This is a genomic window from Streptomyces sp. V1I1 (assembly GCF_030817355.1).
GTDB lineage: Bacteria > Actinomycetota > Actinomycetes > Streptomycetales > Streptomycetaceae > Streptomyces.
Genome location: NZ_JAUSZH010000001.1, coordinates 1,873,676 through 1,892,610 on the forward strand (window position 1 = coordinate 1,873,676; position 18,935 = coordinate 1,892,610).

The 18,935-nt window shown below is 68.3% G+C and carries 13 protein-coding genes and 5 pseudogenes; 14 read left to right on the forward strand and 4 right to left on the reverse strand.

Annotated elements, in window-relative coordinates:
- The first annotated feature begins 120 nt into the window (after positions 1–120).
- Genes QFZ67_RS09120 through QFZ67_RS09140 form a run of 5 tightly spaced genes read left to right on the forward strand, consistent with a single transcriptional unit; the run spans position 121 to position 5,762 of the window.
- Positions 121–1,866, forward strand: coding sequence for an ABC transporter substrate-binding protein (locus QFZ67_RS09120; RefSeq protein ID WP_307660596.1), 1,746 nt, complete (start codon positions 121–123; stop codon positions 1,864–1,866).
- 14 nt (positions 1,867–1,880) lie between these two features.
- Positions 1,881–2,804, forward strand: coding sequence for an ABC transporter permease (locus QFZ67_RS09125; RefSeq protein ID WP_307660597.1), 924 nt, complete (start codon positions 1,881–1,883; stop codon positions 2,802–2,804).
- The gene (locus tag QFZ67_RS09130; RefSeq protein WP_307660598.1) at positions 2,801–3,787 is read left to right on the forward strand and encodes an ABC transporter permease; all 987 of its coding nucleotides are present in this window, start codon (positions 2,801–2,803) and stop codon (positions 3,785–3,787) included. The genes QFZ67_RS09125 and QFZ67_RS09130 overlap by 4 nt, the downstream gene beginning before the upstream one ends.
- Complete coding sequence (locus QFZ67_RS09135) at positions 3,787–4,791, forward strand: ABC transporter ATP-binding protein (protein WP_307660599.1); 1,005 nt, start codon at positions 3,787–3,789, stop codon at positions 4,789–4,791. The genes QFZ67_RS09130 and QFZ67_RS09135 overlap by 1 nt, the downstream gene beginning before the upstream one ends.
- The gene (locus QFZ67_RS09140; RefSeq protein WP_307660600.1) at positions 4,788–5,762 is read left to right on the forward strand and encodes an ABC transporter ATP-binding protein; all 975 of its coding nucleotides are present in this window, start codon (positions 4,788–4,790) and stop codon (positions 5,760–5,762) included. Before QFZ67_RS09135 ends, QFZ67_RS09140 begins: the two co-directional genes overlap by 4 nt.
- 79 nt (positions 5,763–5,841) lie before the next feature.
- Here the strand turns inward: QFZ67_RS09140 and QFZ67_RS09145 are convergent, their stop codons facing one another.
- On the reverse strand, positions 5,842–7,044 hold the full coding sequence (locus QFZ67_RS09145) for a M6 family metalloprotease domain-containing protein (RefSeq protein ID WP_307660601.1): 1,203 nt from the start codon (positions 7,042–7,044) through the stop codon (positions 5,842–5,844).
- Between the two features lie 100 nt (positions 7,045–7,144).
- On the opposite strand from QFZ67_RS09145, the gene QFZ67_RS09150 reads away from it, so the two are divergent.
- From QFZ67_RS09150 to QFZ67_RS09170, 5 genes and pseudogenes are all read left to right on the forward strand, one after another.
- Complete coding sequence (locus QFZ67_RS09150) at positions 7,145–8,119, forward strand: LysR family transcriptional regulator (protein ID WP_307660602.1); 975 nt, start codon at positions 7,145–7,147, stop codon at positions 8,117–8,119.
- A gap of 1,208 nt (positions 8,120–9,327) precedes the next feature.
- Complete coding sequence (locus QFZ67_RS09155; RefSeq protein WP_307660603.1) at positions 9,328–11,301, forward strand: collagenase; 1,974 nt, start codon at positions 9,328–9,330, stop codon at positions 11,299–11,301.
- 181 nt (positions 11,302–11,482) lie between these two features.
- Complete coding sequence (locus tag QFZ67_RS09160) at positions 11,483–12,358, forward strand: transposase family protein (RefSeq protein ID WP_307660604.1); 876 nt, start codon at positions 11,483–11,485, stop codon at positions 12,356–12,358.
- A 291-nt stretch (positions 12,359–12,649) separates the two neighbouring features.
- Positions 12,650–14,277 (forward strand): annotated as a pseudogene (locus QFZ67_RS09165) (ISAzo13 family transposase).
- A 241-nt stretch (positions 14,278–14,518) separates the two neighbouring features.
- Positions 14,519–14,947, forward strand: a complete 429-nt coding sequence (locus tag QFZ67_RS09170; RefSeq protein WP_307660605.1) for a VOC family protein — start codon at positions 14,519–14,521, stop codon at positions 14,945–14,947.
- A 69-nt stretch (positions 14,948–15,016) separates the two neighbouring features.
- Here the strand turns inward: QFZ67_RS09170 and QFZ67_RS09175 are convergent.
- Positions 15,017–15,412, reverse strand: a pseudogene (locus QFZ67_RS09175) (transposase); the annotation flags it as partial.
- Positions 15,413–15,801: 389 nt separating this feature from the next.
- On the opposite strand from QFZ67_RS09175, the gene QFZ67_RS09180 reads away from it, so the two are divergent.
- Positions 15,802–17,058 (forward strand): IS110 family transposase, encoded by a 1,257-nt coding sequence (locus QFZ67_RS09180; protein ID WP_307665777.1) that lies wholly within the window; start codon positions 15,802–15,804, stop codon positions 17,056–17,058.
- A 32-nt stretch (positions 17,059–17,090) separates the two neighbouring features.
- Here QFZ67_RS09180 and QFZ67_RS09185 read toward each other — a convergent pair.
- A pseudogene (locus QFZ67_RS09185) lies at positions 17,091–17,279 on the reverse strand (transposase family protein); the annotation flags it as partial.
- On the opposite strand from QFZ67_RS09185, the gene QFZ67_RS09190 reads away from it, so the two are divergent.
- From QFZ67_RS09190 to QFZ67_RS09200, 3 genes and pseudogenes are all read left to right on the forward strand, one after another.
- Positions 17,278–17,472 (forward strand): hypothetical protein, encoded by a 195-nt coding sequence (locus QFZ67_RS09190; RefSeq protein ID WP_307660606.1) that lies wholly within the window; start codon positions 17,278–17,280, stop codon positions 17,470–17,472. The pseudogene QFZ67_RS09185 and the gene QFZ67_RS09190 overlap by 2 nt on opposite strands.
- A gap of 24 nt (positions 17,473–17,496) precedes the next feature.
- A pseudogene (locus tag QFZ67_RS09195) lies at positions 17,497–17,862 on the forward strand (transposase); the annotation flags it as partial.
- A gap of 106 nt (positions 17,863–17,968) precedes the next feature.
- Positions 17,969–18,532 (forward strand): dihydrofolate reductase family protein, encoded by a 564-nt coding sequence (locus tag QFZ67_RS09200; protein ID WP_307660607.1) that lies wholly within the window; start codon positions 17,969–17,971, stop codon positions 18,530–18,532.
- Positions 18,533–18,556: 24 nt separating this feature from the next.
- On the opposite strand, the pseudogene QFZ67_RS09205 reads toward QFZ67_RS09200, so the two are convergent.
- Positions 18,557–18,916, reverse strand: a pseudogene (locus QFZ67_RS09205) (hypothetical protein).
- Positions 18,917–18,935 lie beyond the last annotated feature (19 nt).

Here is an 18,935-nt window from a genome sequence, read left to right on the forward strand (position 1 = left end):
CTTCGGACACGGGTGGGTAACGAGGCGGCCGACATCTTGTCAGTGCAATTTCACATTACTATGTTACAGGTCACATTCCAGCAGCCCTCGGCTGTCCAACTGCTTCCGGAGTGACCACTCATGGACAAGCGCACCTGTACCGCTCTCGCCACAGCGCTGGTGGCGACCCTCGCCCTCGGCATAGCCGGCTGCTCCGGTGGGCCGGAGGCGAGCGGCTCCCGCAACGGCAAGAACCCAGCAACGACCAACAACGGCCAAGTGGTTGGCGGGACGCCGAAGAAGGGCGGCACCCTCACCGTCCTGTCCAACCAGGACTTCACCCACCTCGACCCGGCCCGTAACTGGGTGATGGGCGACATGGACTTCGGAACCCGGCTGCTCTACCGCACCCTCGTCACGTACAAGGCGGAACCGGGCGCCAAGGGCGGGGAGCTGGTCCCCGACCTCGCTGAGGACCTCGGTGTCTCCTCCAACGGGGCCAAGACGTGGACCTTCAGGCTCAAGAAGGGCCTGAAGTACGAGGACGGCTCGCCGATAAGCGCCCAGGACATCAAGTACAACGTGGAGCGGTCCTTCTCTCCCGACCTGCCCGGCGGCCCCGACTACGCGGCCCGCTACCTCGCGGGCGCCGAGGGCTACCGGGGTCCGGCCCAGGGCAAGCACCTCGACTCCGTCAAGACCCCCGACGAGCACACGATCGTCTTCGAACTGCGCAAGCCCTTCGCGGAGTTCCCCTACGCGACGGTCCTGCCCACCTTCGCCCCGGTGCCGAAGGCGAAGGACAAGGGGCCCCAGTACGACAACCGCCCGTTCTCGTCCGGGCCGTACAAGATCGAATCGTACGGCCGCGACAAGCAGCTGGTGCTGGTCCGCAACACCCACTGGAACCCGGGAACCGACACCGTGCGCAAGGCGTATCCGGACAAGGTCGTCGTGGTGATGGGACTCAAGGCCAACCAGATCGACGACCGGCTCATCGCCGGCCAGGGCCAGGACGCCTCCGCTGTGCCCTGGGGCAAGCTGCGTCCCGAGAGCACCCCCAAGGTGCTGACCAAGGGCGACGTCAGGAAGCGGCTGCTCGCCGAGTCCACCAACTGCACCGAGATGGTGCAGATGCACACTGGCCGCGCGCCTTTCGACAACGTCAAGGTGCGTCAAGCCGTGCAGTACGCCCTGGACCGCGAGGGCATCCTGACCGCCTCCGGCGGGCCGGCTCTCAACGACGTGGCCACCGCCTACATGCCGGGTCCGCTCTTCGGCGGCAAGCAGCCCGACATCCTCAAGATCCCGGCGACCGGTGACGTGGAGAAGGCCAAGCAGCTGCTGAAGGAAGCGGGCGAGCCGGACGGCTTCTCCACCAGCATCACCGTCTCCAACGGCGACAAGGGCGTCGCGGAGGCGGTCCAGCAGTCCCTCGGCCGGGCCGGGATCAAGGTCACCATCGAGACGGTGGACCCGTCCGCCTTCTACGACACCATCGGCGACACCAAGAACCGCACCGATCTGGTCTACACCGGCTGGTGCCCCGACTACCCCTCCGGCTCCACCTTCCTTCCCTTCGTCTTCGACGGCCGCTACATCAAGGAGAAGGGCAACTCCGGCAATCACTCGCTCTTCCGCGACGAGGCGACCATGAAGCGGATGGACGAGATCGCCGCCATGACCGATGCCGAACAGGCGGGCAAGGCGTGGCGCGAGCTGGACAGAACGATCCTCGCCAAGGCCCCCGCGGCACCCGCCGTCATCGAGCGCATGCCCCTCCTGCTCGGTACCAACGTCGCGGGCGCGTTCGGCCACACATCCTTCGGCGGCCAGATCGACTACGCCACGGTCGGCCTCAAGGACCCCTCCAAGAGCAGCAATTGAAGGTACGTCATCTCATGGCTTCCACCGTCTCCGTTCCGGTGGGGAGCAGCCCCTGGCAGCTCGCCCGCGCGGAACTGCGCCGTCGCCCCTCTGTGAAGGTCTCCCTCGTCGTGGTCGCGCTCTTCGCGGTCATGGCAGTGGCCGCCCCCCTGCTCAGCGCGCTGGGCGGCTGGTCTCCCGAGGAGTTCGACAAGTCCGCCGTCGACTTCTATCTGGGCGGACAGCCCATCGGTCCGCTCGGTGGCGTCTCGGCCGAGCACTGGCTCGGCGTCGAACCCGTCACAGGCCGGGACCTGTTCGCCCGTGTCGTGCACGGCGCCCGGATCTCCCTGCTCATCGCCTTCGCCGCCACCGCGATCGTCGTCATCGCGGGGACGGTGGCCGGGATCGCGGCCGGCTACTTCGGCGGCCGCACCGACGCTGTGCTCTCCCGCCTGATGGACCTCACCATGTCCTTCCCGTCCCTCATCTTCATGATCGCGATGATGTCCGTGGCCAAGGACGTCAACCGGGTCGTCCTGATGACCGCCGTGATCGGCCTGTTCGGCTGGCCGGGCATCGCCCGCGTCGTGCGCGGCCAGACACTCTCGCTGAGGCATCGCGAGTACGTGGACGCAGCACGCGTCGCCGGATCGGGGCCCTGGCGGATCATCGGCCGGTCCATCCTCCCGGGCGTCGCCGGGCCCGTCATCGCGTACACCACCCTGATCATCCCGGGGATGATCGCCACCGAGGCGGCCCTGAGCTACCTGGGCGTCGGCGTCCGTCCGCCCACCCCCTCCTGGGGGCAGATGATCGCCGAGAGCGTCGCCTTCTACGACACCGATCCGATGTACTTCGTCATCCCGAGCCTCTGTCTGTTCCTCACCGTGCTCGCGTTCACCCTGCTCGGCGACGCGCTGCGCGACGTCCTCGACCCGAGAGGGAACCGCACGTGATCCTCTACCTCGGCCGCCGGATCGTCGCCGTCATCGGCGTTCTGATCGCCGTCGCCGCAGTCACCTTCACCATCTTCTACGTCCTGCCCTCGGACCCGGCCGCCGCGGCCTGCGGCAAGTCGTGCAGCACCGAGCGCCTGGAGGCGATCCGCGCCCACATGGGGCTGGACCAGCCGCTGTGGCGGCAGTTCGCCGACTTCGTCACCGGCATCTTCACCGGCCGCACCATGGGCAGCGGCCAGTACGCGCTGCACTGCGACTTCCCGTGCCTGGGCTACTCGTACGAGAACAGCCAAGGCGTGTGGGACCTGCTGATGGACCGGCTCCCGGTCTCCGCCTCACTCGCCCTGGGCGCCGCGGTGATCTGGCTGTCCCTCGGCCTGACCGCGGGAGTCACCGCCGCCCTGCGCAAGGACACCCTCACCGACCGCGCCCTGATGGTCGGCGCGGTCGCCGCCGCCTCCCTGCCCGTCTACTTCACCTCGGTGATGCTCATCTACGGGCTGATCCGAACGGCCGGTCTCCTCCCCTACCCGCAGTACGTGGAGTTCACCTCCGACCCCCTCCACTGGGCCTCGAACCTGCTGCTGCCCTGGCTGGCCCTGGCCATCCTGTACGCGGCCATGTACGCGCGCCAGAGCCGCAACTCGATGATCGAGGCGATGGCGGAGCCGTACATCCGCACCGCCCGCGCCAAGGGTCTGCCGCGCCGGACGGTCGTGGTCAAGCACGGGCTGCGGGCCGGCGTGACGCCCATCCTCACCCTCTTCGGGATGGACCTGGGCGGGCTGCTCGCGGGCGCGGTGATCACCGAGTCCATCTTCGGGATCCCCGGCATCGGGCGGCTCTTCTACGGAGCGCTGTCCACCGGCGATCAGCCGGTCATCCTCGGCGTCACGCTGCTCGCCGCCACCTTTATCGTCGTCGCCAACCTGGCCGTCGACCTGCTCTACGCCGTCGTCGACCCCCGAGTGAGGTACTGATGGGCGCCCCCGAACCCGTGCTCTCGGTACGGGACTTGACGGTCACTTTCGCCACCACTCGCGGTCCGGTGCGGGCCGTGGACGGCCTCGGCTTCGAGGTGCGGCACGGAGAGACCCTCGGCATCGTCGGCGAGTCCGGTTCCGGCAAGTCCGTCACCTCCCTGGCGGTGATGGGCCTGCACACCGGCGCCTCGGTCACCGGCTCCATCATCCTGGGCGGCCGGGAGCTGACCGGTCTGCCGGAGCGCGAGCTGAACCGGTTGCGCGGCCGCAAGATGGCGATGATCTTCCAGGACCCGCTCTCCAGCCTCCATCCCTACTACACCGTGGGCGAACAGATAGCCGAGCACCACCGCGTGCACTTCGGCAGCGGCAGAAGGACCGCCCGTGAGCGGGCTGTGGAGGCGCTGGCCGAGGTCGGCATCCCCGAGCCGAGACGCCGGGCGCGGGAGTACCCGCACCAGTTCTCCGGCGGCATGCGCCAGCGCGTGATGATCGCGATGGCCCTGTCCTGCGAACCCGAGCTGCTGATCGCGGACGAGCCGACCACTGCCCTGGACGTCACCGTGCAGGCGCAGATCCTGGAGCTCATCGCACGGATCCAGCAGGAGCGAGGTCTGGCCGTCATCATGATCACGCACGATCTGGGTGTGGTCGCCCGCGTCGCCCACGAGGTGCTGGTGATGTACGGGGGCAGGGCTGTCGAAAGGGCCGACGTGGACACCCTGTTCACGGCACCGGACCACCCCTACACCCGCGGCCTGCTCGACTCCCTTCCCCGCCTCGACGACAGCGACGACGAACCGCTGAGAGCGATCCCCGGCAGCCCGCCGTCCCTGCTCACCCCGGCTCCCGGCTGCGCGTTCGCACCCCGCTGCCCCAGGCTCGCCCGCGCCTCCGACCAGGAGCGCTCCCGCTGCGAGACGGTGCTCCCGCTGCTCGAGGGTCCGGCCGCACATCCGGCCGCCTGCCACTTCCCCGCGTACGAAGGCATCGCCTCATGACTCCCACTGAACCCCTGTTGTCTGTACAGAACTTGACGATGACGTTTCCCGGACGGCGTCGGTCCGCCCCGGTCCGGGCCGTCGACGGCATCACCTTCCACGTGGCGGCGGGCGAGACGCTGGGACTGGTCGGAGAGTCCGGCTGTGGCAAGTCCACCACCGGCCGCATGATTGTCCGGCTCCTGGAACCCACCACCGGCTCCGTCACCTACGACGGACGCGACATCAGTCACCTGTCACAGCGGGAACTGAAGCCGCTCCGCAAGGACCTGCAGATGGTCTTCCAGGACCCGCACTCCTCCCTCAACCCCCGCCAGACGGTGGCCCGGATCATCTCCGACCCGCTACTCGTACAGGGCAGTCCGGCGGCGGACGCCCGCAAGCGGGCCGCTGAGCTGATGGAGCTGGTGGGGCTCATCCCCGAGCACATCGACCGCTATCCCCACGAGTTCTCCGGCGGGCAGGCCCAGCGCATCGGCATCGCCCGCGCACTGGCCACCGGCCCCCGGCTCGTCGTCGCCGACGAGCCGGTCTCCGCCCTCGACGTCTCCGTCCAGGCCCAGATCGTCAACCTGATGGAGCGTCTCCAGGACGAACTCGGCCTGGCCTACCTCTTCATCGCCCACGACCTGTCGGTCGTCAAGCGGGTGTGCGACCGGGTCGCCGTGATGTACCTGGGCCGGATCGTCGAGATCGGCCCGAAGGACCAGGTCTACGCCGCCCCGGCCCACCCGTACACACGCGCGCTGCTGTCCGCCGTACCGCTGCCCGACCCGGCCACCGAACGGTCCCGAGAGCGGATCACCCTGCTCGGGGACCCGCCCAGCCCGGCCTCGCCCCCGCCCGGCTGCACCTTCCACCCGCGCTGCCTCAAGGCCCAGGAGATCTGCCGAACCGAGGCACCGTCACTGGGGAACACGGTGCCGGGCGCGACGCGGCAGGTGGCCTGCCACTTCCCCGAAGCGGCCTGAGCCGGTGCCCGGCCTGCGCTGACCACGACTGTGCCCCGGCTCCTCGGGCAGGAACCGGGGCACAGCCCTCCGCGTCACGCTACGACTTGGTGATCCGCACGGTCTCGCCGTACCCGTCGGCGCTCAGTACGTCGATCCGGACACCGGCCGCGGTGTCGGTGAACGTCTCGCCGGCCCAGTACGGGGCGTCGTCCAGCGGGCGGCAGCCCGACGCCGGCGTGGCCGTCGGCTTGGCATCCATGACCCGGATCGCCCCTTCACCGGTCGGTACGGAGGAGTCGACCCCGTAGACCAGCGCACCGGTGGAGCAGACGCCGGTGTCCGCCTGGACGCTCCGCCTCGATTCGACGACGTACGCGGTCGTGGGACCGGTGCGTATGACCGCCATCTTGGTGCCGGATCCGTACTCGACGGCGGTGAGATACACGGTGTCGCTGCCTGCCGAGGCCCGGCAGACGACCTGACTGTCCTGGGTCCAGCCGAGCTTCCAGGAGTGCCAGGCGAAGTACTGCGGTCCCGCTCCTCCAATCAGGCCCATCACATCCCATCCGCCCACGAAGCGGTGGGCGTCGTCGCCCGCGGCGAAGGCGTACAGGTCGGGCAGGCCGAAGGTGTGGCCGGTCTCGTGGGCCACCAGCTTCTTGCCCCAGTGCCACATGTCCTGGCCGAAGGTCACCGCCCACTTGATCCGGCTGCCGTCGGCAACGACACCCGCTGTTCCAGGGTCGTACACATAGGTGGGGGTGAAGGAGATCGCCGACGCGTTCCTCGTCGCCACGGCGTAGACCATGTCGTACTGCGAGAAGTCCACGTACGGGTCGGCCGCCGTGACCGCGTCCTTGACGTACGCCTCGTGCTCCTCGTGCGACAGCCCGCGCGCGTAGCCGTAGTCGGTGGAGCGGTGCGGCATCCTGACCCAGCGCTGGTGCTGGGTGATGGCCAGCCAGGCCTTGCCGTACGAGGCGTTCCACAGCCAGTCCGCACCGGGTGTGATCTGTGCCGCGTCCTCGGCAGGGGACGCGGTGGCGGGTGCATCCGGGAAGTCCACGAAGATCATGGCGACCTTGATGGTCCCCGACGGGCGCTTGAACACGGAGTAGTCCGTGTTCTGTCCTTCGTCCGTCCAGCCGGTGGTGCCGCGCAGCGCACAGGCCGACACGCTGTCCGCGGCCGTCGCAGCCCGGGCGGGAGGGGTGCCGAGGAGGAGGAGCGGGAGCAGGGCAGCGAGCAGCAGCGGCAGAAGAGCCGGCCGGGTGGTCGACGAGAGATGTGGGGGTCTCACGTGATCACTACCTTTCCATGAATGGCGTGTGACATTTCACATAAGACTGATGACGCACGGCCCTGTCCGAAAGCTGTCGCCGGTCCATAACATCCGCGCCATGGATCTGGAGATACGGCACCTGCGGGTGGTGTGCGCGATCGCCGAGGCGGGGAGCCTCACCCGCGCTGCCGCCGCACTCCGCATGACGCAGCCAGGACTCAGCGCCCAACTGCGCCGTATCGAAGCCATGCTGGGCGGGACCCTGTTCGCCCGGCGACAGGAGGGCACCGTCCCCACGCCCTTCGGCGAGCTCGTCATCGGGCGGGCCCGCGCCGTCCTGCCGGGCATCGACGGGCTGCTCGCCGACACGGCCCGGGCCGCCCGCCGCATGTCGGCCGCGGACCGGATCCGCGTCGGCTCGGTCGGCGCTCCGCTGCTCGGTCATCTCCTCCTGGCCGTAAAGGCGTTGCTGCCCGAAGCCCACCTGACCGCCCGCTGTCAGTACTCGCCCGTCGCTCTGCTCGACGACCTCGCCGCGGGCCGGCTGGAAGCGGCGGTGCTCGGTGACCACCCGGACCTGGAGCTGCCGCAGCGTGAGGGCGTGGCACTCCACGCGATCGTCACGGAGCCGGTCTTCGTCCTCCTGCCGGCGACCCACCCGCTTGCCGCGCGGGACGAGGTCCCGCTGCCCGAGCTTCTGGACGAGGACTGGGCGGTTCCCCGGCCCGACGGCGACCGGACCCGCGAATACTGGGCTTCCGTCTGCGCCCTGACGGACCGCGCTCCGTTCGCCCCTTACGAAGCGGAGGGGCGGCAGCTGATCGAGATCGTCAGGGCGGGCCTGGCCGTCAGCCTCTGCCAGGCCACGTTCATCGAGGTGCCCGGCGTCACGGTCCGCCCTCTGGCCGAAAACCCCTTGTGGTACCGGCACATTCTGGCCTGGCACCACGATGGCCCTCTCGCGGCCTGCGGCACCGAGGTCCTGCGCCGGGTCGCCGATGGTTACCTGTCCACCTGCTCCGCCAGCCCGACGTACGCGCGCTGGCGGGAGCGGCACCGGGCTGCAGCCCGGCCGGTGGCGGTGCCGCCCTGACGAGGGCGCCGTCCAGCAGGACGACGACCCCGCCCTTCCGGGCGATCTTCTTCAACGCGCGGTCCAGGCGCGGGGCGCGGGCGGAGAGCAGGTTGATCACTTCGATCGCCCAACGGCGCACGGTGGAGGCGGAGACGTCGTTGCCGCCGACCATTTCCGCCAGCCGCTGGTCGTGGCGCAGGACGGCGAGCACGATCAGGGCCTGGGTGCCCGGGGTGGCCATGCGCCAGCGGGCGCCAAGTCGCTTGCGTCGGGCGCGTATCAGGTCGGCGACGAGATCGATGGTTCGCTTCGACAGCGGCAGGCGAACCTGGTAGACAGCATCATGAGGGCCTTCCGTGGGCTGGTGTTTCACAGATTCCCCAACTCGCGGCCGGGGCCCTCGTGTTACGGCAGGAAGCGGCGCGTCCGCGGCTGGGCGGGTCGGTGTCAGCGCGCGCTGTAGCGGCCCGAGGGGGTGCGGTGCTGCCAGCCCCTGTCCGCGAGCCGCTTGAGCTTTCCCCGCATCGGCTCGGTCTGCTGCGGCTGCACCCCATGCCCAGCGCCTCACACACCTCCCGCATCATCACCGCCTGCTTGCCCTTGCCCTCCGCGGCACGCGGGATCCGCTGGTAGTCGGCGGGCAGCACGTCCATGGTCACGCCCTCGGCGTGGTGCGGCACGAGCAGCAACCCACCGGCCCCCGGCCCGGACACGACCCCGACCGGCCCGAGTACGCCACCCGCCACCCACGCCAGCACCCGTGACCTCGGAACACCTTCGCCTGCGACCAGCCGACGAAGTCCTCGTCACTCCACGGCCCGTCCAGCCGGTCTCGTACCCATGTCGCCGTCGTGCCACCGGGATTGCTTGCCCGCGCCACCCGCGCGGTCCGGGGCGGAATCCGCGCACCAGAGTGGGGATGGAGGGGCACCGGCTCACCTCAGGGACGACGGTCGTCCCTCGAAACCGGCATGAGCATGCCCAGCGATCACGTATTTCCGTCCGGGAACCCCAAGGTCCCCGACAGGACCCCTCTCTGACGGCTCATCAATTTCTTCCGTTGCTTGCAAGTCCCTTTCACTGCCATGTGAACTGTGAAATTGTACGGTCACACTTTCCGCGGGCATGACAGCTCCGGGAGTGCTCAACTTCCGTTGCCATCACGGTCCGCACCCCCCACCGCCGTGCCCCACGCACGGCTGCCGACCGGCCTGGAGGCCATCGCTATGCGCAGACCCCCCACCCTCAGGAAACTCGCCCAACTGCTGATACCTACCGTGGCCGCCGCCGGCCTGGGGCTCACCATGCTCGCCCCCAATGGCGCGGCGGCCCCGGCCGGCTCCGGGGCACCCAAGTCCGCACCGAGGTCGGCCCCCGCCCCACAGCCCGCCTCCGCCACCGTGCTTGCCGCCGATCTCGCACCCGGACACGCCGCCGACCCCGCGCGATCGGCCACGAAGACCTCGAACCCCGCGCAACGCCCTCCGCTCCCCGCGGCCCAGAACGCCGCACAGCGCAAGCAGGCCCACTCTGCGGCGAAGACCGCGGCGGACTGCAACGTCAGCGACTTCACCTCGAAGACCGGCGCTGCCCTGGTCGAGCAGATCAAGCAGTCGGAAACCACCTGCATCAACACGCTGTTCAGCGTGACCGGTGAGGACTCCAAGGCCCTCTTCCGCGAGGAACAGATGGTCACGGTGGCGAACGCACTCAAGGATGTCGCGACCAACTACCCGGGGGACAACAGCACTTTCACAACCCAGGTGGTGCTGTACCTGCGCGCCGGCTACTACATCCAGTACAACCAGCCGGAGAACGTCGGCGAATACGGCCCGACGCTGAAGAGCGCCATCCAGGGCGCTCTGGATGCCTTCTTCGGCTCGTCCCACGCCTTCGACGTCACCGAGGCCAACGGCGAAACCCTGGCCGAGACGGTCACCCTGATCGACAGCTCCGGAGAGAACGCCGGCCACCTCGACGTGGTCAAGCGTCTGCAGAAGGACTACAACTCGTCGTACGACCAGTTCTACGGGATGGTCGCGGCGGTCAACAACACCTACACCGTGCTCTTCCGCGGCCACCAGCTGCCGGAGTTCGTGTCCGCCGTGCAGGCGGACCCGAGCGTCCTCACCGGACTGCGCGACTTCGCCGTCGCCCACGACGACCTACTCGGCACCGACAAGTCCTACCTGGCCAGCAACGCCGGACGCGAACTCGGCCGCTTCCTGCAGCACGCCGACCTCAAGGACACCGTCAAGCCGCTGGTCAAGGAACTGCTCGACCGCAGCGAGATCACTGGACGCACCGCCCCGCTCTGGGTCGGCCTTGCCGAGATGACGGACGAGCACGACAAGGAGAACTGCGCCGAGTACGACACCTGCGACCTGCAGAGCCGCGTGCGTGACGCCGTGCTGACGGTCAAGCACGAATGCGGTCCGAGCGCGAAGATCCTCGCACAGGCGCTGACCGCGGCCGAACTGTCGGCCACCTGTGACAGCGTCCTCAAGCAGGACCCGGTCTTCCACAACATCGTCAAGGACAACGGTCCGGTCAAGGACGACAACAACACCAACATCGAGATCGTCGCCTTCAACTCCAGTACCGACTACAAGACCTACGCCGGTGTCGTCTTCGGCATCGACACCAACAACGGCGGCATGTACCTGGAGGGTGACCCGGCCGCTGAGGGCAACCAGCCGCGCTTCATCGCCTACGAGCAGCCGGCCGAGGACGGTGCCTTCCAGATCTGGAACCTCAACCACGAGTACACCCACTACCTCGACGGCCGCTACGACATGTACGGCGACTTCGCAGCCGGGCAGACCACCCCGACCGTGATGTGGATCGAGGGTTTCGCCGAGTACGTCTCCTACTCGTACCGCGACGTCACCTACGACAGGGCGATCGAGGAGGCGGGCAAGAACACCTACAAGCTCAGCCAGCTCTTCGGGACCACCTACGACAACGCCGATACCACCCGTATCTACCAGTGGGGCTATCTGGGCGTCCGCTACATGCTCCAGTCGCACCCCGAGGACGTGACCACCCTGCTCGGCCACTACCGCGCAGGCGAGTACGACGCGGCCCACAGCCTGCTCCGCGACACCATCGGCACCAAGTACGACGCCGACTTCGCCGACTGGCTGAGCAAGTGCGCCGGCGGCGACTGCGGCCAACTGCCGGCCCGGAGCGGCCGGTGACCGGGGCCTCGGTCACCGACAAGAACTGAGCCAGGAGAGCCTGGTGTCCCGCGCATCGTTCGTGCGCGGGACACCAGGCTTCTCAACTGTCCCGGTTCATCTGTCAATCCCCTGAGAACGTGGAGGCTCCTCCGGGACCTGGGCCAGGGCCACCTCCTTCTGGGAAGCCGGCGGATGGGCCGTGGGGAGCAGGGCGCAGACCGGCTCGGTGACGAGCGGGGCGAAAACCACGCCGCCCCGGGGGCTGGAGCTCCTGATCGCGGTTGTCGCCGCGGACGGCGGCTTCCAGGCGGCCCGCCGCCCGGTCGTCCAGGAGCGGTACGGGGGAGTGCCGGGAGCGGGATGTCACTTCGGTACGGGGCATCAACTCCCGTACAGCCAGGCTGAGATGACTCAGCAAGGGAGCGTCGGCGGACCCAGGCGGACGCGGTCCGGGAGCCGACACGCGGCGGGCGGCGCGGGCGGTGTCGGCGAGCGGGCCGTCGACGCCTGGCAGGATGGGCCGGGCCCGGGCAAGGACCAGTTCGCCGAAGTCGGTGGGGACCGCACCCGCCTGGCGGCAGTCGAAGACGGCACCCTCATCCGCACCCGCCGCCGCACCGGGGTGGACAACCGCGAGAACTTCTCCGGGAAACACAAGGCCCATGGCCTGCTGTTCCTCGCCCTCACCGACGAGACGGGCAACCTGATCTGGATCTCCGCGGCCCGTCCCGGACGCTCCAGTGAGATCACCACCGCCCGCCACAACAAGCTCACCGGCCATCTGCGTGAGGCCGGGCTCGGCGCCCTGGCCGACCTCGGCTTCGTCGGCCTGGACGACGACCCCGACGACAACCCGGTGGTCACCACCGGCCGCAAAGCCACCCGCACCCACCAACTGACCGACGCCGAGAGAGAGATGAACGGTCTGATCAGTCGCGAACGCGCCGCGAACGAACACGGCTTCGCGAACCTGAAGTCCTGGCGCGTCCTGACCAAGGTCCGCATGAACGCCCGCCACGCGACCACTCTCCTGCGGGCCCTGCTCGTCCTGGCGATCACCGAGGTCCAGAGGTGACAGACGATCACCTGCCGCCGATCACGCCCACGGCCAGCACGAGTACGTCACTCCCGCCCCACGCCAGCCCTGTGGCCTGCGAAATCAGGATGGAATCTTCTCAGTGCTCCCGGCCTGCGCCAGCACCAACTTCCCCTCATCAAGCGGGCGCTGGCCACCATGGACCCGGACCACCCGGACACCAACAAGGACACCTCCTGGGCAGGGGCGGCGCTCGCCGCGCTCTCCCTCAATTAAGGGCTTGCAGGGAATCAAGGTGTTGCTTCCCGTTCTCGGGGTCGTTGATGTGGTATGCGCATCCCGGACGAGACACGTGACCAACTCGCTGTGAAGCTTGCCGTGTTGCTGCCGCATCTGGACGAGCGGCAACGGCGGCTGTTGATGGCCGCGGAGGCGCGTGCTCTGGGGCATGGTGGTGTTCGGGCCGTCGCGCGGGCGGCCGCGGTCAGCGAGACACGGTCCGCAAAGGTGTGTTCGAGCTGGAGTCCGGCGAGGAGCCTCTGGGGCGGGTGCGGCGTCCGGGTGGAGGCCGCAAGCGGGTCGCGGATCTGGATCCGGGGCTGCGGCCGGCGCTGTTGGCGCTGGTCGAGCCGGATGTGCGGGGTGATCCGATGTCGCCGCTGCGGTGGACGGTGAGGTCGACCCGCGCTCTGGCGCGGGAGCTGACCCTGGCCGGACACCGGGTCGGTGCCGACACGGTCGCCGGCCTGCTGCGCGAGGAGGGCTTCAGTCTGCAGGCCAACGCCAAGACCATCGAGGGCAGCGAGCATCCGGATCGGGATGCCCAGTTCTGCTATCTCAACGAGCAGGCCCGCGAGCACCGGGACACCGGTCAGCCGGTGATCAGCGTGGACACCAAGAAGAAGGAGCTCGTCGGCGCGTTCAAGAACAGCGGACGGCAGTGGCGGCCCGCGGCCGATCCGGTACGGGTGAACGTCCATGACTTCGCCGACCCGCAACTGGGCAAGGCCGTCCCCTACGGGATCTACGATCTCGCGGCGGACACCGGCTGGGTCAACGTCGGCACCGACCACGACACCGCCGCGTTCGCGGTGGAATCGATCCGCCGCTGGTGGCACGACCAGGGCCGGGGCACCTACCCAGGCGCGACACGACTACTGATCACCGCTGACGCGGGCGGTTCCAACGGCTACCGCACCCGGGCCTGGAAACTCGAACTGGCCACGCTCGCCGCGGAAACGGGATTGGTCATCACTGTGTATCACCTGCCGCCGGGGACTTCGAAGTGGAACAAGATCGAGCACCGGCTCTTCTCCCACATCACCATGAACTGGCGCGGCCGCCCGCTGACCAGCCACGAAGTCATCGTCCAGTCCATCGCCGCGACCACCACCCGCACCGGACTGCGCGTGAGGGCAGAACTCGACACCAACACCTACCCGACAGGAGTCCACATCGGCGACGCGGACATGGCCGCCCTGCCACTGGCCCGGCACGCCTTCCACGGCGACTGGAACTACGTCTTGCACCCGCAGCCATGCCCAGCCATCCCGGCGGCCAAGGCCCCGAAGATGCCGAGCCCGGAATGGGACCAGGCCCTGCTGTCCGACCCCACTCTGACCGGAATGTCCCCACAGCAACTGGCCGACCTCGCACAGACTTTGGCCCCGGACGGCGATACCCAGCGCGGCCGCCCGCCCCGGCTCGCCTTCCCCGACCAGGTCCTGGCCACCGTGCTCCACCTGCGGGTCGCCCTGGCCGCAGAACCCCTCGCCGTGCTGTTCGACAGCAGTCGGACCGCCATGCACCGCACCCTGCTGAAGATCAGGAGGCTACTCAAGGCACACGGCATCGTCATCGCGCCGGCGGCCACCCCGCCCGCCGCCCTCACAGCCCTCCAAGCTCGGGTTCGAGCCCAGAGCGACAACCCCAACAGCGTGATCAAGACGACGTGTTAATGATCTGCAAGCCCTAAGGGCTGTCCCGTAACTGATCTTTGGCATGAGGGTGGTCGGGATAGGATCCTGGGCCCCACCGGTGGGCTACGCCGCCAGGGTTACGTCGTTCTTGTGGGCTGTTGGTCTGATCACCTGGTGCCCAAGGCGGCCCAGGACTCGGCCGGGTTGGGGCCGTCCTCTCGACAGCATGCGGATCCACCTGGGGAAATGAGCAACAGAGCCCCCTTGGTAGGGTGCGCCGATGTCATCGATCAAACAGTTCCAAGTCACCTTCGACTGCGCGGAACCTGAGCGCCTCGCTCGTTTCTGGTGTGAGGTGTTGGGGTACGTCCTACCTCCGCCACCGGAGGGGTTTGCCACTTGGGACGAGTTCAAGAGCTCGCTGCCACCTGAGCAGCAGGACGCATGGTTTGCCTGCATTGATCCCTCAGGCGTGGGCCCGCGACTGTACTTCCAGCGCGTCCCCGAAGGGAAGGCCGCCAAGAACCGGCTGCACCTTGACGTGCGGGTCGGCACCGGACTCGTAGGTGAAGAGCGCCTCGCCGCACTTGAGGCCGAGTGCGCACGACTGGTCCCGCTCGGCGCGGTACACGTCCAAACTCTTTATGACGGCAATGATTCGTGCATCCCGATGCAGGACATCGAGGGCAACGAGTTCTGCATCGACTGAACGTCCTCCGAGCCGTCGAGGTGGGGAGTCACCTCCCTTGGACCTCTCTGGTCTCGTATGGGGCGGGAGTTACCCCGTGAGGGCGAGGTTGTGCAGCCGGGCGATGCCCAGCATGGCGGTGTGAACGCCGTCGCCCTTCAGGCGGCAGTCGCGAAGGATCTTCCAGGTCTTCATCCGGGCAAAGGCGTGCTCGACGCGGGCGCGGACCTGTTTGTGGGAGCGGTTGTGCTGCTGCTTCCAGTCGGGGAGTTCCTCGCCGGCCCGGCGGCGGTGCGGCATCACGAGTCCGGTGCCTGGATAGCCGCCGTCGGCGATCGTCATGGTCTTGCCCACGGCGGCCTTGGCCCCGGATTCTTCCCATGCCTTGCAGTCGTTGCGGTTGCCCGGCAGGGGCCGGCCGACGGCGGCGACGAGTCGGGTGTCGGCGTCGATGACGACCTGGTGGTTGGTGGAGTACCGGTAGTTCTAATAGGTGACCGGTGACCCCAGGTGCATGAGCACAAGGGGTGCCATCGCGAGGTGGAGGCCTGCCGCCCTTCAGGGACTGTGATCCCCGTGGTCAGACCGGCTCCACTCTGCCCCGCCCTGCCGGGCGGAGACCTTCGGTAGTTTCGGGACCTTGATCTCTTGTCTAAGACCGGTCCCGCCCGGCGGAAGCACGGGCACCACAGATTTCATGTCACCAGCCCGCTGGCAGGGGCCGACCTCTCAGTAATTCGCGAGCCCGGGAGCTCTTCAGCAGACCGAGGTCCCTGCCGGTCGCTGGAGACACGAACGGCTCATGAGATGGCGTGCCCCGAGCACTTCTATTAGAGCGCCGCGTGCTCCGCTCGGGAAAGGACTGGCAAGTTGACATGGAGGTACAGGAGTTGAGCGCGATCTACTGCGGCATCGACTGGGCGGAAGGACACCACGACATAGCCCTTGTCGACCAGGACGGCACCCAGGTGGCCAAGCTTCGGATCAGCGATGACAGCGCCGGATTCCACGCGCTGATGGAACTACTGGCTCGGCATGGCGATACCGCAGAGACTCCGATCCCGGTTGCTATCGAGACTCCGCGCGGCCTGCTGGTTGCCAGCCTGCGGGCCACCGGTCGGAAGATCTACGCGATCAACCCCCTGGCCGCCGCCCGCTACCGCGACCGCGACCGCGGCAGCGTCTCCCGGGCCAAGTCAGACGCCGCCGACGCCCGGATCCTGGCGAACATCCTCCGCACCGATCGGCACGCCCACCGGCCCTTGCCCGCAGACAGTGAGGCCGTGCAGGCCGTTGCGGTTCTCGCCCGCGCCCACCAAGACGCGATCTGGGACCGGCAGCAGATGATCAATAGGCTCCGCTCTCACCTGCGTGAGTACTACCCGGCTGCCCTCGTGGCCTTCCACGGACCGGGCAAGACCGGACTCGACTCACCACGCGCTCGCGTGATCCTCGCCGCCGCACCCACGCCGGCTGACGCCGCCAATCTCACCCGCAGCCAGCTGCGTGCACTGATCAAGCGCACCGCCCGCCCGCGCTGCGGAATCGACACCGAGGTCGAGCGGCTCCGGAACATCTTCCGCGCGGACAGCCTTCGCCAGCTGCCGCAGGTCGAACTGGCCCTGGGACACCAAGCGATGGCTCTCATCCAGCAGCTCGATGCCGCCTGCAACAGTGTCGCCCAGCTTGCGGCAGCGACGGAGGAAGCGTTTCTCGCGCACCCGGATGCCGGCATCATCACCAGCTTCCCGGGCCTGTCAGTACTGTCCGGAGCGCGGGTCCTCGCCGAAATCGGCGACGACCGCGAACGCTTCGCGGACGCCAGAGCGGTGAAGGCATACTCCGGCGCGGCTCCCGTCACCCGGGCATCAGGCCGCAGCCACGTCGTCGTGGCCCGAACAGTCAAGAACCAGCGGCTGGCCGCCGCCGGATACATGTGGGCCTTCGCCGCCCTCCGCACCGAGGCCCCACGCCCCCACTACGACCGACGACGAGCAGGCGGGGAACGTCACACAGCCGCGCTGAGGAACCTATTCAACAAGTTGCTCGGCTGCCTCTACCACTGTCTTCAGAACCGGGCACACTACGACCCCGATCGCGCCTTCGCAGTACCTCTGGACCTTGCCGCCTAACGCCGACTTGACCCACCAGCGACATGAGATGTCTTCGACTGCTCGGCAACCGTGTGATCCCGCGTGGGGACCAGGGTGCCGTCCACGATGAGCACGGTGTCCTTCGCGAAACGCTGCCTGGGCTGGAGCACGAGGAGTGGACCGACCTGGTCGATAATCCGGTCCGCGGCCGACTTGGAGACGCCGAACAGCGGCGCGAGCTGGCGCATCGTCAAGTTCGTGGCCCGCAACCTGAAGTGGATCGAGCAGGCGAAGAAGGACACCGGCGGGAAGATCAACCACGCCCTCGACATGGTGGCCGTGCTGATCCTGGAGACCGGCGACCCTGACGGCGTCTACAACGAAGTGCTGCAGCTGCTCCACCAGGTCCGCGCCGAGCGGGCGACGGCCACCACCCCCGCCACAGCGGCCTGAGCTTCCATTCAGCACGGCCCGGAACTGGCGGCTCTAGCGCCAGTTCCGGGTCGCTCTGCTGGGTCCCATACGCCAGGCCCCAGCAGCGCTCGTTGGTCCCGGCGAGGGTCGGGGTGCGATCAAAGGCCGTCCAGGTCGAAGCGGATGCTGATCGACGGGATCCGGTGGCGAGTGCGGACCGGGGCTCCGTGGCGGGACCTCCCGCCCTGCTATGGGCCTGGCAGACGGTCTACGGACTGTTCCGCCGCTGGCAGCGCCTGGGAGTGTGGGCAGGGCTGCTCACCAAGCTCCAGGCGCGAGCCAACGCGCGGTCGCATCGGGTGGACGGTGAACGTCGACTCCACGATCTGCCGGACTCACCAGCACGCCGCCGGGGCACGCCGGGACGGCCAGGCCCAGAAGGAACCGCCTTAGCCCAGGGGATCCCGCGAGCCGCGATGAGTCCTGCGGCGTCCGGCGGTCGTACTGTCGAACCCGTTACCGAGGAGGACTTCTGATGCGCAGCGTGACCTATTCGATGAGCGTCTCACTTGACGGCTACATCGTCGGGCCGGACGGCGACTTCGACTGGACGGCACCCGACGAGGAGGTCTTTCGCTTCTGGATCAACGAGATACGAGAGGTCGGCGTCCACCTGTTGGGACGACGGCTGTACGAGACGATGCTGTACTGGGAGACCGCCGACCAGGATCCATCGCTCGACGACTCCATGCTCGAGTGGGCCGCGCTCTGGAAGCCGCTCCCCAAGGTGGTGTTCTCCACCACGCTGTCCGCGGTGCAGGGCAATGCCCGCCTGGCCTCCGGCGGCCTGGCGGAGGAGATCGAGCGGTTGCGAGCCGAGCCGGGGGAGGGCGACATCGCGATCGGCGGCGCGACTCTCGCCGCCGAGGCGGCCGCGTCAGGTCTGATCGACGAGTACCGAGCCATGGTCTACCCGGTGCTGGTTGGCGGTGGCATTCCGTTCTTTCCCCAGCACGAGCGCCGGATGGATCTCGAACTCGTCGAGACCCGCACCTTCAGCTCGAGAGTCGTCTACCTCCGCTACCGCGTGGCGCGCTAGGCCGTGTCTTAGAACGCTGCCGCCTCAGCTTGTTGGCCTGGGGCGGCTCCGGCCCTTGAGCCGCGAGACGATCTCGTGCGCGATGTCGCTGATGTCGTCGCCCGTGGTGACATCGTGCTCGCGGCTACGGGTGTCACGGCGGACTACTTCGTAGCCCTCGCCCGTGTCGAGGACGGCCACTGAGACGTACCAAGCGGGGTCGTCCTCGTCGGGCTAGATGACGACGAACGTGTTGTCGCTGTCGTTTAGGTCGTCGATCAGCATGTAGATGGCGTCTTCGGACGGGTCGTCGATGTGGTCACCGTTCTCGCTGTCGGCGCGGTGGTAGGTGGCGGCCACGAACCTCCGAGGGACACGGATTGCTGTCGCGGGACAGGATGGCATGCCGGGCCGACGGGACGGC

Bases quoted from the DNA above. Each gene is read 5' to 3' on its own strand.
- QFZ67_RS09120 (WP_307660596.1), top strand. From the start codon at position 121: ATGGACAAGCGCACCTGTACCGCTCTCGCCACAGCGCTGGTGGCGACC.
- QFZ67_RS09125 (WP_307660597.1), top strand. From the start codon at position 1,881: ATGGCTTCCACCGTCTCCGTTCCGGTGGGGAGCAGCCCCTGGCAGCTC.
- QFZ67_RS09135 (WP_307660599.1), top strand. From the start codon at position 3,787: ATGGGCGCCCCCGAACCCGTGCTCTCGGTACGGGACTTGACGGTCACT.
- QFZ67_RS09140 (WP_307660600.1), top strand. From the start codon at position 4,788: ATGACTCCCACTGAACCCCTGTTGTCTGTACAGAACTTGACGATGACG.
- QFZ67_RS09150 (WP_307660602.1), top strand. From the start codon at position 7,145: ATGGATCTGGAGATACGGCACCTGCGGGTGGTGTGCGCGATCGCCGAG.
- QFZ67_RS09155 (WP_307660603.1), top strand. From the start codon at position 9,328: ATGCGCAGACCCCCCACCCTCAGGAAACTCGCCCAACTGCTGATACCT.
- QFZ67_RS09170 (WP_307660605.1), top strand. From the start codon at position 14,519: ATGTCATCGATCAAACAGTTCCAAGTCACCTTCGACTGCGCGGAACCT.
- QFZ67_RS09180 (WP_307665777.1), top strand. From the start codon at position 15,802: ATGGAGGTACAGGAGTTGAGCGCGATCTACTGCGGCATCGACTGGGCG.
- QFZ67_RS09200 (WP_307660607.1), top strand. From the start codon at position 17,969: ATGCGCAGCGTGACCTATTCGATGAGCGTCTCACTTGACGGCTACATC.